Origin of the sequence: Pseudomonas sp. BP8 (assembly GCF_017875955.1) — a bacterium.
GTDB lineage: Bacteria > Pseudomonadota > Gammaproteobacteria > Pseudomonadales > Pseudomonadaceae > Aquipseudomonas.
The window spans coordinates 2,875,751-2,891,027 of sequence record NZ_JAGINK010000001.1; the positions used below are offsets into that span (position 1 = coordinate 2,875,751).

A 15,277-nucleotide genomic window follows, 5' to 3' on the forward strand; every position below is an offset into this window, starting at 1 on the left:
GTAAAAACATGTTGCTGGGGGCGAGGCGCTTAATGGCATTGCCTCTGCTCCTGGTTGCCCCCCCTCCATAGCGCCGCCGACAACCTGCGCTTGTGAGATTCACCCGTTAAACAGCCTTCGCTCCCGAGCCCAGACCATCGCTTCGCTTCGGCTATGCACATCGAGCTTGGAGTACACCGTGGCCACATGGTTACGCACCGTGTTCAGTGCCAGCTTCAAGCGCGCCGCGATTTCCTTGTCGGCAAGACCCGCGCAAATCAGCGCCAGTACCTCACGTTCTCGGCGGCTCAGGTCGGTGAACGAAGCATCTGGCAAGCGCCCGGTGTTGATCCGTTTTGCATTGGCCAGTTTTTCGATCAAGGTCTGGCTGAACCAGGACGCATCTTGCATTACTGTCTCTATCGCTTCGACCAGCTCCAGCTCCGAGCGCTTGCGCTCGGTGATGTCCATGAGTACCAGCAGGTAGCAGGGAGTGTCCTGCAGGCTTACGGTGTCAGCCTGCAGGACACAGTCGAGCCGGTCGTCACCTTTTTTGCGCAGCTTCAGGTCCAGCCCTTCGATCCGCCCGGTCTCCTCCAGGGTCTCGAACACGAGGAGGGCAACGCGTCGGTCATCGATGAAGTCGATTTCCGCCACGGTCTTGCCGATCAGCTCTTGCGCGGTATAACCCAGGGCGTCCAGAAACGCTTCGTTGGCATCGATCAACTGCTGCCTGTCAGCGCTGCACAACAGGGTGGGTACCGGGCTCAGGCGGAAGGCCTTGGCAAAGCGTTCCTCGCTTTGGCGAAGCGCATTTTCAGCTTTGCGTCTGGGCTCCAGGTCGGTGAAGGAAAACAGCATGCAATCTTCTTCATGCATGTCCAGCGGTTGCCCGGCCACGATCACCAACTTCGTGCCACCGCCCGGCAAGCGCAGTTCAGCCTGCATCTGTGGAATGGTCGCCCCCTCGATCAGACGCTCGATAGCCAACTCCTTGCGCTCGGCGTTTTCCAGCACGTCCACTTCGTAGACTGACCGGCCGATGACGTTATCTCGCACATGGCCAGTCATCTCCAGAAAGCCCTGATTGACCTTGATAAAGCGAAGGTCACTGAGCCGGCAGATGACCGCGGGGGCAGGGTTGGCATTGAACGTCTTCTCGAAGCGTTGCTCCGCGCTGGCCCACTCGGTCGCGTCAGCCATGATCAGCACCAGCGATTCGGCCTCGCCCTTGCTGTCTTCAAGCACCATGCTGCGCACACGGTGCACTCGGCTGCGCTCCTCGTCTTCGGCGAGAGGGGTGACCTCTACCACCACGTCACTGAACACATCACCTGCGGCCACGCGAGCGATGGGGTACTGCGCGGGTTCAAGCGGGTGATTGTTGCGGTATCGCAGGGCGAAGCGATCGCGATAGGCGTCACCGTTGCTGCCCAGCTGATCAAGGCTGCTGACCCCATGCATGCGCAGGGCCGCTTCGTTGGCCCAGATGATCGATTGATCGGCCTCCAGCAGGATTACCCCATCCGACAGCCCGGCGATAATTTGCTGAAGCTGGCGGCGGTTGGTCTCGCGGGCAAGCACGGCGTCGCTCATGGCGATTCTCCAGTGAAGGGCTGTATAGCGTGGAGCTTAATGGCTGCAGGCAGTCCATGATTGGTGCGAATGCACTAACCGATCAGGTGCAGATGCGCCAATACATCCTTGTGTACGACCTGCAAACTGGCCCAGACGTTGCACCAGAGGCTTGGTTTGCTGGTGCTTTCGGTTCTTAAATCACGAGGATGCATAGATGACTGAATCGTACGTAACCTCCCCAGCGAATGTGCTCAGCCCGCTGCGGGTATCCTGGAGTGCCGTGTTCGCAGGCGGCGCCATTGCCTTGGCCAGCTACCTTGTCCTCAGTGTGTTGGGGACGGCCATCGGCGCCGGTGCCGTAGACCCTATGGCCGAAGGTAACCCGCTGCGCGGGTTCGGTACGGGTGCGGGGCTGTGGTTGTTCATCAGCACTCTGCTCTCGGTAGCGGCGGGTGCCTGGGTCGCTGGCCGTACTGCTCCCACCCGCGGAGGTTTGCACGGTCTGTTGAGCTGGACGGTGACCACACTGTTAGCCACCTGGCTGTTGGCTTCGTTGGCCGGTAGCGTGGTTGGCACCGCTGGCAGCATTGCCGGCAAGGGCCTGTCACTTGCCGCCGACGGCGTTGCTGCCGCCGCACCCAGCGTAAGCCAAGGCATCAAAGAGCAACTGAACAAGAATGGCATCTCGCTGGATTGGGACAACCTGGAAGGGGAGTTGAACAAGACGCTGGAGCAGTCCGGCAAGGCTGATCTGAATCCCTCGACCCTGGAGCAGAAGGCCGATCAAGCCCAGGTGCAAGGTGAGTCGGCGGGCCGTATAGCGGCCGAGGACCCTACCCAGGCGATTGACCAGCTCAAGCAATGGTTCGAGCGGGTACGCAAGGCCGGTGAACCGGCCCTGAGCGCCGCAGACAAGGAAGCCTTGGTCAACATCGTGGCCGCGCGCACCGGCAAGAGCCAGCAGGAGGCCCAGCAGGTGGTCGATAACTACGCCCGTGCTTACCAACAAGCCGCTGAGCAAGTAAAGGTGCTCAAAGCGCAGGCCGAGCAGCAGACCCGTGAAGCCGCGCAGATCGCCGCCAGCAACGTATCGAAAGCGGCGTGGGGCACCTTGGTGACACTGCTGATCGGTGCTGCTTTGAGCTTTGCGGTAGGCCGTTTCGCGCTGTCGTCACGTCAGCGTCGGGTGGCCGCTGCGTGAGTGCTGTGTATGCCTGATTTCGCGACGCAAGGCCGCTCCCACTGAGTCCGCGCATGCCTCAAGACTGGCACTGTGTTTGTAGGAGCGGCCTTGTGTCGCGAAAGGGGCGCGTAGCGCCCCCAGCATTGCTGGCCTCATGATGAAGTCTGGAGGTAACGCCAAGACCTTGAGAGGGCTGGCAGTTAGAACGCGTAAACCAACGTAGCCGTTGCACTACGCGGCGTTCCGTACCATCCACGTGAGCCAATCGCTGTGTAGTAGCGCTCGTCAAACACATTGTTGAGGTTCAGCGAGACGCTGGTTTGTGGTGTGAACGCATACTGCGCCATCAAATCCACCACGCTGTACGGATCTTGGGTAAAGGTCTCGTCGTTAGGTCCGGCACCCTTGTAGTACTCCTTACCCTGCCAGCGCACACCACCCCCCACTTTCAACTGTGGCAGGGACTGCACTCGATAGCTGGTGAATAGTTTCAGCGTATCTCGCGGCACTTCGGTGTTCAGGCGGTCGCCTTCCGAGTCTTTGCTGACGGCATACGTATAGCTGGCCGATACCTGCCAGTCGGGCAGGATCTCACCTGCCATTTCCATTTCGAAACCACGGGTCTTGGTACCAGACTCTGCCCGGTATGCCTGATTGCCGTCCGGGGCCAGGTTGCTGCCGTCGGCCACTGCCAAATTGTCCTGATGTACTTCGAATACACTGAATGCAGTGGTCAGTCGCTTGTCCCAGAACTCGCTTTTGAGGCCCAGCTCGTAGTTGACACCCTCTAGCGGGTCAAGGTAACGGCCACTGACATCCTTGTTGCTCTGCGGTTTGAAGATAGTGGTGTAGCTGGCATAGGCCGACCAGTTTTCGTTGAGGTCATAAACCAGGCCGAGGTAAGGAGTGACAACCCCTGTTTCGCTGCGTGAAGTACGGCTGGTATCGCCACTTGAGAGCGTGGTGGATACTTCATCACGTTTCCAGTCGATTACCCGTGCCCCGGTAATCAGCGACAGGTCGTCGGCCAAACTCCAGCGCGCTGAAGCCACCAGCCCGTCCTGGGTCTCATCCAGCGCATCTTCCGACGACTTGGTATGAATGGCATCCGGGATCGCCAGCGAACCGTCCCAGGTGTAGATGTTGTCAATGTCCTGGAACGACCACAGCGGGTAGCCGTCGTTACGGTAGTAGGCATTGTAGTGACTGGCCCCCAGGTAGAGCTGGTGCTCTCGGGATAACAGCTCGAACGGGCTGGTAGCCGAGAAGTCGAACGAGGTTTGCCGGGGCTCCCCGGCCCAGCGGCCAGTCCAGGTGCCAATGCCGCTGCCATCGGGGTTGACGGTGCCGCTGGCGGCAGTGGCAAATGCGTCATCGTAGCTGCGGCGACTGTGCTCAGCATTGAATTTCAGATGCCAGCCGTTGGCCAGGTCGTGATCCAGGGTGGTGAATACGGTCTTGGTTCGACGCTTGTGATAGCTCCAGTCCGATGCGGAGTTGAACGAGCGGGAAGGGCTGAAGTGACTGCCGTCAGTATTGAACATCGGGAAACCATGGTTGCCTGCGCCGTCGCTGTCCATCTCCTGATATTCCGCGCCCACGGTCAGCATCGTGTCATCGGTGATATCCCATTCCAGAACGCCGTAGGCCGCTTGCTTTTCCAGGGACTGACGGTCGATGTAGCTTTGGCTGTCGGTATTCGATGCGACGAAACGCCCACGTACATTGCCGCTGTCTGACAACTTGCCAGACACGTCCAGTTCAGTGCGGTAGTTGTCCCACGAACCTGCTTTCAATGTCAGCTTACGTTGTGTATCGAACGTCGGTTTCTTGCGAATCAGGTTAACGGTGGCACCGGGGTCGCCGGTGCCCGACATCAGCCCGGTGGCCCCGCGTACCACCTCGACCCGGTCGTAGGTCACCATGTCGGCCAGGTCGTCGCGGGATCCGAAGCTGTCAGGCCGGTTGATGCCATCGACCTGGATGCTGCCTACCTCGAAGCCGCGCACATAGATATGGTTGGCGTCGCTACCTGCTGGTCCCATGCTGTCAACCACAACCCCCGGCGTCTGCTCAAGTACTTGGGCGACTTCCGTGAGGTTCTGATCTTCAATCTGCTGGCGAGTTACCACACTGACCGATTGCGGCGTTTCGCGTGCAGAGAGGCGCAGCCCGGTAGCGGTGTTGGCCGAGCCTGTGGTGTAACTGCCAGTGCCTTCGCTAGTGGCTCCCAGCTGCACGCTGGAAACCGTGGTTGCACCTAGTTCCATCGCCGTCTCATGGCCGGACTGAGCCAGAATGTAGCGCTTGTCTGCGACGTGTTGCACGCTCAACCCACTGCCTTGCAGCAGTTGTGCAAGACCCTGCTCCAGCTCGTAATTGCCTCGCAACCCCTGGCTATTTAGTCCTGCGGTATCTTCACTGCTCAAGCTGACAATCACCCCGCTCGCCGTGGCGAACTGGTTGACGACAGTTGCTAGAGATCCCGCCGGGATGCTGTAGCTGATAGGCGCGGCCCATGCATTGGCACCGGTCAGCATCGAGCTGGAGAGGCTAATCGCCAGCGCGGTTTGACGAATGCTAAAGGCAGGGGAGGGAAAACAAGCGGACATCCATTGACTCCTGTTCGATAAAAAAGCTCGCAATTCCAATGCTGAGCGTAATGCTACTGATAATCCTTCGCATAAAGCGGCGCGATCTTGTAGGTTTTCTATCGAAGTTGTCAAATTAGGTATTCGGTTTTGCAGGCTAGGTCACGACGGTGAGGCCTAGGGGGATGCTCGCGCTATTTCGGGTTTAGAAGCGCTGATAAAGGGAACAGGGCGTTCTGGAAGGTAATAATAGAAGCGTCTTAGAATGCGAAAGGGGCGCACAGCGCCCCCTGAATAATCGCTAGCCGGCAGTGCTTTGCCGACCTTGGATTTCAATGAACTGCCAAGCAGCCCGTCGTGACGCAATCGGACAGGCAGATCAATCCACTCGCACGAACTCATTCTTGGCCATGTCGCTGCCGCCAATGGCTTCGAGGCGCTTGCCGCCATCGAACACGCGAACATTGATCAGCGCCACGCCGTCCTTGTTGCGCGCAGTCACCACATCATCCTTGCGCTCCCACTCGTCAACTTTGATCTTGCTGCCGTTGGTGCTGATGTAGTCCTTGGAGAACTCCCATTTCTGCATGGGGCCTTTGAAGCCCATTACAGTGGTGGTTGATTCGTAGGTACCTTCAAGGGCGTCGTTGCCGCAGCCTGCCAGTACAAAGAATGGCAATGCGGCAAGCACGAGTTTGAATTTACGCACGGGATTTCCTTATCGGTTGGTTTTCATGGGATTTGGCGGCCCCAGCATGAAGCTGGCGGCCGCTTGGTATACATGGGCAACTGCATGGGGTGCGGATTGCGCCGCGGGATTATACAACGGGCCGGACAGGGCAAAACCGCCTGTTACAGCTGCCACTTGGCTAGCTGATTTGAACGTAGCCAGAGGGCGCATATTGCCGGTCGTAGCTGAACGCTATTCGCATAAATAAGAAGAACTAATGTGCCATCACCTAAAATCGTTGGGTCTTATGATGCAATCTGGCAAGAATGGTTCCCTGAATCGCGCCTAACCGACTATTTTTCTTGGGATTGTTCATGAATACCGAGTTACAGGCACGGGTAGAAGTGCTGCTTATCCTGAAGGAAAACATTGGAGGCTTTTAATGGGCGTTGTTCTTCCCGTGCTGGATCCGCAGATTGCTGAAATGGCTCCAGGTTTTCGTGCTCTCAGCATTGCCGTTGAGGCGGCTCCCATAACCAACCCTGAAATTGCCGGTCAAGCGCTAACCAGAGCATGCGCGTCTGTGGTAGCGGGTAATCCAAGCTGGGCGCACGCTCATCTGGCGGCATGGGCAGAAGCCTTTAAAGTGTTCGGCGCCAAACCTCAGCGTACGCCTTGTTCTGCTGAAGCGCTGCGTAAGCGCGTTTTACGTGATGGCTCGTTACCCAGCATCGACCCGATTGTTGATCTTTACAACGCCATCAGCCTTGAGTTTGCCGTTCCAATCGGCGGAGAGAACTACGCCGCGTATTCCGGACCTCCACGCCTGACCGTAGCGAATGGCACGGAACTGTTTGACACGATCAAAGCAGGCTTCCCAGCCACCGAGCATCCTGAAAAAGGTGAAGTCATCTGGCGAGATGAGATAGGGGTTACCTGTCGCCGCTGGAATTGGCGACAGGGCGTTAGAACGCGCCTGGATTCGAATGCAAAACAGATGTGGTTTGTCTTGGAAAGCCTGCCTGCAATGCCACTGGATGCATTTCAAGCCTCTGGCGATGAACTGATGCAATGCCTGAAGCAAATGATGCCAGGTGCCCGCATTGAAAAGCAGATGATTGAGTTCTACTGACAGGGCAAGGTGGCAGTGACTTCGGCTGAAAGTCGGGAGGCTAGGTGAGTCAAAGCGAGTGGTCCAACCGATAGCGTAGCCGTCAGTCAGACCACCACAACCGTTAGCGTGCGCTGTCCACTGCGTGTGCGCCCGCCACAGCAATCGGATCATCGTGTGCTCCGACTGCTGTACTCACACCTACCGCACCAATTACCTTGCCCTCTACCGTGATCGGGGCCTTGCGCATGGCAAGCTCCGCGCTGATCGCGGAGGCGCCATCCATGCGGCGCACCACAATGGGGTAGCCGGCGTTGTCAACCACGGCGATCGACCCTACCCAGCCCTGTTGCTTGGCGTACTGATCGGCGGCTTGGACGATATGCTCGGCGGCGGCCAGGTCCAGTTGTTTGATCGAGGGCAACGCAGCCTTTTCAGCGGCCTCGGTGGCACCGGCAACGCTTAGGGCGAGCACGGCGGACAGCAGGAATCGTACGGGCATGAGGTTCTCCTGACGATAGAGCAAAAGCGCCCGTCAAGCCGGGCGCGTAAGTAAAAAGCGTTAGCGCAGCTTGGCGACTTCCTCAGCGGTGCCTCGCACGTGACCTGAGCGGAATATTGTGACGTCACTGGTACAACGGAAATGGCGCGCTTTGCGCCCAGTTAATAAGCAGGAGCACTCATGGCAAAAAAAGAAAAGTTACCGCCAGGCGCACACGGCGGCGCAGAAGGTTTCCGCGTTATTGGTGACATCCTGTTTTGGGGTTTTTGGACGCCGATCCTTTACATCATCTTCGCGCCCTGGTTAAGCGTGGCGGTCGTCAACTACTGGCCGAAGCCCATTTTTGCTGGCTTCTTCAACGCAATGGCTTCCACTGGCTGGCTGGTCATCTCTGTAATTGCATTCGTCTGGGCAGCGGGCTCACATGCTGTGGGCTATTACCGGCAGCAGCAATCGAGAAAGAAGTTCGCCGCATCCCTCGCAGCCAAGAAGGCGCCATGACTGCAACGCACCTTCTTGCGGACGGTGCGTGTTACCTGCTGGTCTCCCGGAGAAAACGGGTTTCGCCCGTGTCCTAGGGCAAGCCCGCTCGTATGTGAGCGGGGCGAAGGTCGGCCGGTACGCCTGGCAGCTATCGACCCATAGCTTTCGGGCCATGCTGTCGCGAGGAGAACAAAGCCCGTACATGCGGTGCGTATCCTGTAGGAGCGGGCTTGCCCCGCGAACACGGGCGAAGCCGGTGCCATACACCACGATGGCTGTACCGGCCTCTTCGCGGGCAATCAGGACTGCACGCCACATCATAAAATTTAGGGAAGAGATACGTTAAATGCGTGAGCGAAAGGCAGCACGATTACTAGTTATAAGCCCCTCTCGAGATGTCCTGCTTTTCAAATTTCTTCACAAAGACGGTGCCTTGGCTGGGAGAAATTACTGGGCCACCCCTGGCGGTGGCCTTGAGGATGGAGAAACATTTCACGCCGCGGCACTACGTGAACTGCGTGAGGAGACCGGTATTGAGGTCAACAAAGTTGTAGGGCCTGTGGCAGATCGCAGGTTTGCAATGCTCCTGCCCAGCGGCGAGACGGTATTGGCAGTTGAGCAATATTTCGTTGTGCACGCAGAAAATCTTGTCCTTTCCAGCTCCGAATGGACCTTACACGAGACTCAGGTCATGGCAGATCATCACTGGTGGTCCGCTCCCGAGCTGAGATCTACTGGAGAAACGGTATGGCCAGAGGCACTAGTTGAGATGCTCGTGGATGCAGGTGTCTTCGAACCGGATGCGTAACCGTCACCGCGAGTCTGTCTGCTTTTTTACACACGCTGGGTCGAAAGCAGCCATTCGTGGACGACCGCTTTCGACCCGAAACGGACGTTCACCTACAAGCAAAAGCGTCCGAAAAATAGCCCTGCACTGGACTGGGAATTGCAAATTATCCATCCGGATAATGAATGGGCATAAGCGCAATGGAGAGGATGATCATGACTGGGCTTACGCGAGAAAACCCTACGACCATTACCTTCGTAGTGAATTGCTATCTGAGCAACGCGATCAGTACCCTGGAGCTACAAATGTGGGCGGCTGATGTTGTAGGGTCAGGGGCAGCCCATCCCGACTACTTACTAGATCTGACTACTTTTGACGCTCCGCGCTTCCACGTTTATGAAGCATTGGGTTTTAGCCCTAGCCGAACATTTTCAGCCGAGGAAAGCGATGCGATTTATGGCATTGCGTACCTCCGTGGCCGCGAGGTATATGAATCCGTAGATAAGGCCCGAGCGTTACAGGCATTGCATCAAAACCCGAGTGTTCGTACGGAATTTGCAGCCGTTTTCCCGTTCATCCAGTCGGGTTATCAGAGCACATCGATCTATGGCTGAAATCGATGCCACAGTAGTCGCATCTGGTGATCACGAAATACGCACTTCCCTCTTGGGTCGATAGCGATCAGTCGCGACCGACTGCTTTCGACCCATAGCGGTCAGCCAATCTTATTGCGAAAGCTGGACGGTATGTATCAGGGCGTAGCGGAGTCGACGGCCGTTGGTGTATGGCGAGGGAGATGGTCAAAGCTTACGTTTCGCGCCCCCACGCTTTAGGCTACCGCCGGGCTCGAGGGAGCCATTACCACGCTAAACGCAATGACCGAAGGATCAAAATATGGCTATCAAATTGGCTCGGCTGGGTGCAGCCATGGGATTGGCCATGATTTTGGCAGCTTGCTCGGAGGAAAAAATGCCCGAGCCGACAGCAGACAACTGTGCTCCGGAGATGTACGAAAAGAATCTGGCGAGCTTATCGAAAGAGTCGAACCGTAATGAGTTCATCGCAAACTGCAAGAGTTTCCTTGCCGCGAAGAAAATGACCGATTGGGAATTGAAGAAAAGCCCAGAAGATAATTTCTGAGAATCTAGCCTGACAAGCCACCTCGGCCAAAAAGGAGCCTACGGGCTTCTTATCGTTCGGATCGCGCTCAGCGGACCTTTTGTCCAGAACCGCCGTTCTCGGATGGCTCCAGATCATCGCGCTTATCGATTAGATCTTCCGTATTTGTGCCATCTGGTAGCTTCTCCCAGTACTCAGAAGTGCAATGCTCTTCTGACACTGAATAATCAGCCTCACCGACCGCCATGGCGAAACCTGAAATAAGCGCAGCGGTGAGAAAAATTACAGATTTGGTTGTCATAGGTTCATTCCTTTGAGATGGCCGGCTTTTATAGCAAAACTCCTTCGGCTCACAAAAGCGTCTGTCCGTTACCTTGGGGGTATCCTATGGGTCGAATGCGGTCAGCCGCAACTGACTCCATTCGACCCATTGCTCGAATGAAGGTAAGCGTCCGGCTAACTCACCTTCCAAAGTCCAGCATTAAGGGCGATGGTGGCCGCATATTTTAAGCGGGCGCGATGACACTTATCACCCAACGCCTGATCGCCCACAGTCGCCCCTTAGTCGTTGTTTTTCGATTAATCACGTCAGGGCAGCATTCACTTGGCTGCCCAACTCTGGCTAGAAATCGGTGATTGTTGTACCGGCAACGGTTTCGGCGAAAGCGACGCCCAGCAGGTGTGCCGGGGTTTCAAAACCTGCGCGCCGTTCCCCGCTCAGCACTCGGCGAGCCGCCTCAACCGCCGCCAGCGCTGTGTAGGTGTACCCGTTGACGGTCTCGATCACCGAGCGGGCCACACTGCTATCTGCATCCACGACCTCGGCCACGGCCAATGCTCGATGCGCCAGACGCTGCTCTTCACTCGGGCCTTCCGGCAATAGCGAGAGGTCGCCCTCGGGAAAGGCGGCATCCGGGATGTGCACGTACACGGCTATGTTAGGGATACCAGTGGAGCGCCAGCCCGTCACCAGATCCCCGAATGACAATGGCACACACAGCTTTGGGCCAGCGCCAAAATCAAACTCGCGGGGAGGCTGGTCGGGGGCTGCCACGAGTTTCCCTTCAATACGCGCCAGAACCCCTGCGCCGATGATCTCACTCACGCTTGATGCCGAGCCGCGAGACATGGGGCCTGCCACTTGCAGCGCCAAGTTCAACGATTGGGGTTGTTCAACCCTGGCTGCGACATGCAGAGCCAGGCAGTCGGTCGGCACCACGTCCCAGCCAACGCCAGGCAACAACATGACACCCGCTTGCGCAGCTTCGAGATTCAATGACTCGGCCAGCCGGTAAACGTTGATCTCTGCGGTGATGTCGAGGTAGTCCACCCCTGTCTCGATACAGGCGCGCATCAAAGGCTCTGCGGTATATGCGAATGGCCCGGCGAAATTCAGCAGCACGCTGATACCGTCCAATGCGTCTGCCGTCACACCTTCAGCGCCAAATACGCGAAAGGGCAGCTCCAGTTCGGCGGCCAGAGGCGCCAGTCGGTCAGCGCTACGGCCTGCCAGAATCAGATCCAGGCCCACCGCTTTGGCGTGCTGCGCGGCCATGCGTCCGGTGTAGCCGGTCGCACCATAAATCATCAGAGTTTTCATTGGGCGTGCTGCCAGTTCTTGTAAACGAATTCGAGGCTATAGCCGTCCGGGTCGAGGACATTGGCCGCGTAGTAGTTCGGGTCGTAATGCAGACGTGCGCCGGGAGGGCCATTGTCTGTTGCCCCTTGGGCGATTGCCGCTGCATAGGCGACATCGACATCGGCACGGCTATTGGCGACGAAACCTACGTGCACCGCCTGTCCCTCCACCACCCCTTCGCGCAGCCAGAAGAACATTCGGCCATGGGCGCCAAAGCCCTTGAGGTCAGGATGACCAGGAGGCCCGTCCTTGCCGTCGTAATCCAGACGCGCCGTGATGCCAAGCGGCGTCAGTGCTGCCTCATAAAAGTGTATCGAGCGCTTGATGTCGCTTACCGAGAGAAAAATATGATCGAGCATGGAGCCTCCATGATTCAGATGATGTAGCCGCCTGCGACTTCGATGGTTTGCGCGTTGATCCAGGCGCTTTCCTGAGAGAGCAGCATCGCAATAACACGAGCGACGTCTTGCGGCTCGCCCACCCGGCCCAGTGCTGTCTGACCGGCCAGCATGGCTTCAAACTCATCGTTCAAACCGCCCCCCAGTTCAGTACGAATGGCACCAGGCGAAACCGCATTGGCACGAATACCGCGCTCACAAAATTCTTTCGCCATGTAGCGGGTCAGCACTTCGAGACCGCCTTTAAAGGCCGCATACGGCGCGACCCCTGCTGTCGCGACGCGTGTTGTGGCACTGGTCAGGTTGACGATGCTCGCGCCATCTTCAAGTAGCGGCAGCAGCGTTTGAGTGAGGAAGAAAGGCCCCTTGAGGTGCACTGCGAACAGACCGTCGAATTGCTCCTCGCTGACTGACTCCAGCGGGTTGAACAGACCGTAGCCTGCGTTGTTTACCAGACCTGCCAGCGTGTTTGTGCCCCAGGTAATTTCCAGAGCGGAGACCACGGCATCACGAAATGCAGCAAAGCTTGAGGTGTTACTCACGTCCAGCCGCAGCGCAACCGCCTTGCCGCCAGCGGCCTCGATTTGCCGGACGATCTGGTGAGCTGCATCAGGATTCTGGTTGTAGGTAAGGATGACGCCCATCCCCCGTTCGGCAATATGGAGAGCAGCGCTGGCGCCGATGCCGCGACTGCCTCCGGTGATAACGATGACGCCCATGGTGCACTTCCCGTGTCGATGACTTGAGCCTCCACAGTAGAGTCCCCGGCAATCCAGAACGTGGCCATTCCTACTCGAAACCTGCCTGTTTCTGCTTTTTGCTTGCCAAGTCCCAAACGAGCCGGGCAGGATCCAGCCCATGAGCACACAATTGAATGAACTGCGAGCCCTGACCTCAAGTGCTGAAAATCGGCGCACTGAGACAGGAATCCCCAGGGTAGCCATGGTGCAGGGTGAGATTCCCGAGCACATGCTGGCCGCCGTCTACGAGCCGATGATCAACCTGATTCTCCAGGGCAGTAAAACCATGACCGTCGGGGAGCAGACGTTGCACTATGACCCGGCGACGTACTTCGTGATGTCCATCGAGCTGCCCGCCGTGGGCACAGTTCATCCGGCGTCGACCGGAGAGCCTTATCTCGCGGTAAGCCTGACGCTCGACCCGGTGGCGCTAACCACGCTGCTGGCCGACCTACCTCTTCCGGCTGATCGCCATGACCAAGATCCGGGTTTTTCAGTAGCGCCGGTCACGCCTCAGTTGATGGACGCTTGGGTGCGCCTGCTGCGCTTGATGGGTGACCCGCAAAGTATCGCCGCCCTGGCGCCCGCATACGAACGCGAGATCCTCTACCGTGTACTCCAAGGCCCTCACGGCTGGATGCTGCGTGAAATCGCCGCGCCGGACTCTGCGATGGCCCGCGTCAATCAGGCCATTCAGTGGATCCGCCGCGACTTCGCCGAATCTATTCGGGTAGAACATATGGCAGAGAAAGCAGCGATGAGCGTTTCGGCATTTCACCGACACTTCAAGGCGGTAACCACACTGAGCCCTTTGCAATATCAGAAGCGTGTACGCCTGCTTCAGGCTCGCACCCTTATGGTTGCCAACGCCAGAAGCGTCACTGCGGCTGCCTTTGAAGTCGGGTATGAAAGCAGCACCCAGTTCAGCCGAGATTACGCAAAAGTCTTCGGCCTACCGCCCTCACGAGACGCTGCGCGCATTCAGCACGAGAGTAAAGTTTCAAGGGCCTGATCAGATCAAATACCGGCGAGGACTGCGGGATCTCCCGTCCGCCAGACATTGTCCACCACGATGTGCTGAATGCGCCAGGTTTCACCCTGCCTGACCAGCTTCAATGCATCGTTCAAGGAACGCCCAGCAGGTGCCTACTTGAACTTCGTGAGACAGAATAGGAAGTTGCCCGGCACTGCCCGCTGACTTCCATCGATGCTGACCAGCCGTTTGCATTCGACGTGACTAGACGCTGTACGAAAAGCCTTGATACTTGGTGATGCTGTGTTGAAAACAGCCTCGGAATGCTCATTCACAACCCGTCACTGCGCTTCCTTGGCTGTTTTCGTGTTGCCTGGCCAGAGCTAGGGTGAGGCTGGCCTTTACCTCGATCGAGTCAGATCATGCGGACTTCAGTGTTGAAAGCAACTTGTCGAAACGGGTCGCCAGATTTTTGGTCCGTGCCAGTTCAATCTTGCGTCCGACAAGGAAGGCGCTTTGCCGCATGTGCAGCTCTGCGATCCCCTTGAGATCCCCATCCTGCTTTTTCAATTGTTCAATTTTTCGAATAACTTCCAGGGTCCGGGCTTCCAGTTTGTCTGCCGTCTCCAGATATTGGTCAAGGTCGATGGTGTCATTGGCAAACTTGTCGTCATTCTGTTGTGACGCCTTGTTCAGTGTATTGAGTGTTCGTTCGTATTGAGCGACGAGTGTGCGTTCAGCCTGCTGGTGGAACTCGTCGAGCGAATAGGGGACGAAATAGGCATATCGGTAAGTGCAGAGGATCTTGTTGTTGAAGAACGAACGCTGCTGGCTCACGTTTGTGGCGACGGTGGCAAAAATACGCAGCCCCTGGCCAATCGGAATGGTGCTGGAGCCTGTGTGCACCTGAACCTTGCTGATGCTGCCGAACGAGTTGACGATGCCCGAAAGCAGGTTGAAGCAGTTGGTGGCTACCAGCAGGCGCGTGTCGGTTGTCAGGTCGCCGGTCTTGTTGATCTTCTCGGCGTCGGGAGCAACGCTCGTCCCCTCGGGCACGTTGGTAATATTGCCGGTGACGGTGCCGACGACCGCGGAGGAAATCTTGTCGATGATCGAGGAGAGGTTGTCCAGCGACCAGGAGTCCTCCAGCTGGAAGTCAGATTGTCGGCCAGAGAGATATTCACTGTACTTCCAGTTTCTACCGTCGTTCTGATAAAAGCTTTTTGCTTGCTGGCGCAAGGCTTGGTCAGTGTCTTTCAGTTGGCTGTCCAGTTCTCTGGATATTTCGTCAAGACGCTCTTTGTTGCGTTTTTCTTCGGCCAGCATTTTTTCCAGGCTTCTGCTTCGTCCCATTATCGTCTTCCTTGATGTAAGAGTAGAAATGCACTGATACGCCTGCAACTACAGACCGTCCCAGGGCAGGGGGAAGACTAGCGTACACAGGAGGAATGTAAACGACTCGATATATTGATTTGGAATAACTCTAATAGTGCGGGTGTCGCGGCGCTGTGGGTAATATCGTAG

At 57.1% G+C, this 15,277-nt stretch carries 16 protein-coding genes; 7 read left to right on the top strand and 9 right to left on the bottom strand.

The annotated features are described in order from the left end of the window. Positions 1–99: 99 nt before the first annotated feature. The gene (locus J3B00_RS12565) at positions 100–1,575 is read right to left on the bottom strand and encodes a helix-turn-helix transcriptional regulator (RefSeq protein ID WP_209867814.1); all 1,476 of its coding nucleotides are present in this window, start codon (positions 1,573–1,575) and stop codon (positions 100–102) included. 196 nt (positions 1,576–1,771) lie between these two features. On the opposite strand from J3B00_RS12565, the gene J3B00_RS12570 reads away from it, so the two are divergent. After that, complete coding sequence (locus tag J3B00_RS12570) at positions 1,772–2,758, top strand: hypothetical protein (RefSeq protein ID WP_209867815.1); 987 nt, start codon at positions 1,772–1,774, stop codon at positions 2,756–2,758. 182 nt (positions 2,759–2,940) lie between these two features. Here J3B00_RS12570 and J3B00_RS12575 read toward each other — a convergent pair whose 3' ends face one another. Together J3B00_RS12575 and J3B00_RS12580 are read right to left on the bottom strand one after the other, a co-directional pair. Further along, a complete protein-coding gene (locus J3B00_RS12575) occupies positions 2,941–5,352 on the bottom strand; it encodes a TonB-dependent receptor (RefSeq protein ID WP_209867816.1) in 2,412 nt (803 codons plus the stop codon). Between the two features lie 358 nt (positions 5,353–5,710). Then, positions 5,711–6,040, bottom strand: coding sequence for a hypothetical protein (locus J3B00_RS12580; RefSeq protein ID WP_209867817.1), 330 nt, complete (start codon positions 6,038–6,040; stop codon positions 5,711–5,713). A gap of 403 nt (positions 6,041–6,443) precedes the next feature. On the opposite strand from J3B00_RS12580, the gene J3B00_RS12585 reads away from it, so the two are divergent. After that, positions 6,444–7,133 carry a B3/4 domain-containing protein gene (locus tag J3B00_RS12585; RefSeq protein WP_209867818.1) on the top strand — a complete coding sequence of 230 codons (690 nt, stop codon included), beginning with the start codon at positions 6,444–6,446 and terminating at the stop codon, positions 7,131–7,133. A gap of 103 nt (positions 7,134–7,236) precedes the next feature. Here the strand turns inward: J3B00_RS12585 and J3B00_RS12590 are convergent, their stop codons facing one another. Continuing rightward, positions 7,237–7,614 carry a heme-binding protein gene (locus J3B00_RS12590; RefSeq protein ID WP_209867819.1) on the bottom strand — a complete coding sequence of 126 codons (378 nt, stop codon included), beginning with the start codon at positions 7,612–7,614 and terminating at the stop codon, positions 7,237–7,239. A gap of 180 nt (positions 7,615–7,794) precedes the next feature. Here J3B00_RS12590 and J3B00_RS12595 point away from each other — a divergent pair, with 180 nt between their 5' ends. From J3B00_RS12595 to trbK, 4 genes are all read left to right on the top strand, one after another. After that, positions 7,795–8,115 (top strand): hypothetical protein, encoded by a 321-nt coding sequence (locus tag J3B00_RS12595; RefSeq protein WP_209867820.1) that lies wholly within the window; start codon positions 7,795–7,797, stop codon positions 8,113–8,115. A gap of 328 nt (positions 8,116–8,443) precedes the next feature. Then, positions 8,444–8,905 carry an NUDIX domain-containing protein gene (locus tag J3B00_RS12600; RefSeq protein WP_209867821.1) on the top strand — a complete coding sequence of 154 codons (462 nt, stop codon included), beginning with the start codon at positions 8,444–8,446 and terminating at the stop codon, positions 8,903–8,905. A gap of 194 nt (positions 8,906–9,099) precedes the next feature. Next, positions 9,100–9,498: a hypothetical protein gene (locus J3B00_RS12605; protein ID WP_209867822.1), complete on the top strand. Its 399-nt coding sequence runs from the start codon at positions 9,100–9,102 to the stop codon at positions 9,496–9,498. Between the two features lie 280 nt (positions 9,499–9,778). Next, positions 9,779–10,024 carry an entry exclusion lipoprotein TrbK gene (gene trbK, locus J3B00_RS12610; protein WP_209867823.1) on the top strand — a complete coding sequence of 82 codons (246 nt, stop codon included), beginning with the start codon at positions 9,779–9,781 and terminating at the stop codon, positions 10,022–10,024. A gap of 67 nt (positions 10,025–10,091) precedes the next feature. On the opposite strand, the gene J3B00_RS12615 is transcribed toward trbK, so the two are convergent. The 4 genes from J3B00_RS12615 to J3B00_RS12630 form a co-directional block, all read right to left on the bottom strand. Then, the gene (locus J3B00_RS12615; protein ID WP_209867824.1) at positions 10,092–10,304 is read right to left on the bottom strand and encodes a hypothetical protein; all 213 of its coding nucleotides are present in this window, start codon (positions 10,302–10,304) and stop codon (positions 10,092–10,094) included. A gap of 321 nt (positions 10,305–10,625) precedes the next feature. Next, on the bottom strand, positions 10,626–11,603 hold the full coding sequence (locus J3B00_RS12620) for a saccharopine dehydrogenase NADP-binding domain-containing protein (protein ID WP_209867825.1): 978 nt from the start codon (positions 11,601–11,603) through the stop codon (positions 10,626–10,628). Beyond that, the gene (locus tag J3B00_RS12625; protein ID WP_209867826.1) at positions 11,600–12,001 is read right to left on the bottom strand and encodes a VOC family protein; all 402 of its coding nucleotides are present in this window, start codon (positions 11,999–12,001) and stop codon (positions 11,600–11,602) included. Before J3B00_RS12625 ends, J3B00_RS12620 begins: the two co-directional genes overlap by 4 nt. A 14-nt stretch (positions 12,002–12,015) precedes the next feature. After that, complete coding sequence (locus tag J3B00_RS12630) at positions 12,016–12,759, bottom strand: SDR family oxidoreductase (protein ID WP_209867827.1); 744 nt, start codon at positions 12,757–12,759, stop codon at positions 12,016–12,018. A gap of 139 nt (positions 12,760–12,898) precedes the next feature. Between J3B00_RS12630 and J3B00_RS12635 the strand changes: the two genes are divergently transcribed. Then, complete coding sequence (locus J3B00_RS12635; RefSeq protein WP_209867828.1) at positions 12,899–13,792, top strand: AraC family transcriptional regulator; 894 nt, start codon at positions 12,899–12,901, stop codon at positions 13,790–13,792. Positions 13,793–14,173: 381 nt separating this feature from the next. On the opposite strand, the gene J3B00_RS12640 is transcribed toward J3B00_RS12635, so the two are convergent. Next, positions 14,174–15,106, bottom strand: coding sequence for a hypothetical protein (locus J3B00_RS12640; RefSeq protein WP_209867829.1), 933 nt, complete (start codon positions 15,104–15,106; stop codon positions 14,174–14,176). Positions 15,107–15,277 lie beyond the last annotated feature (171 nt).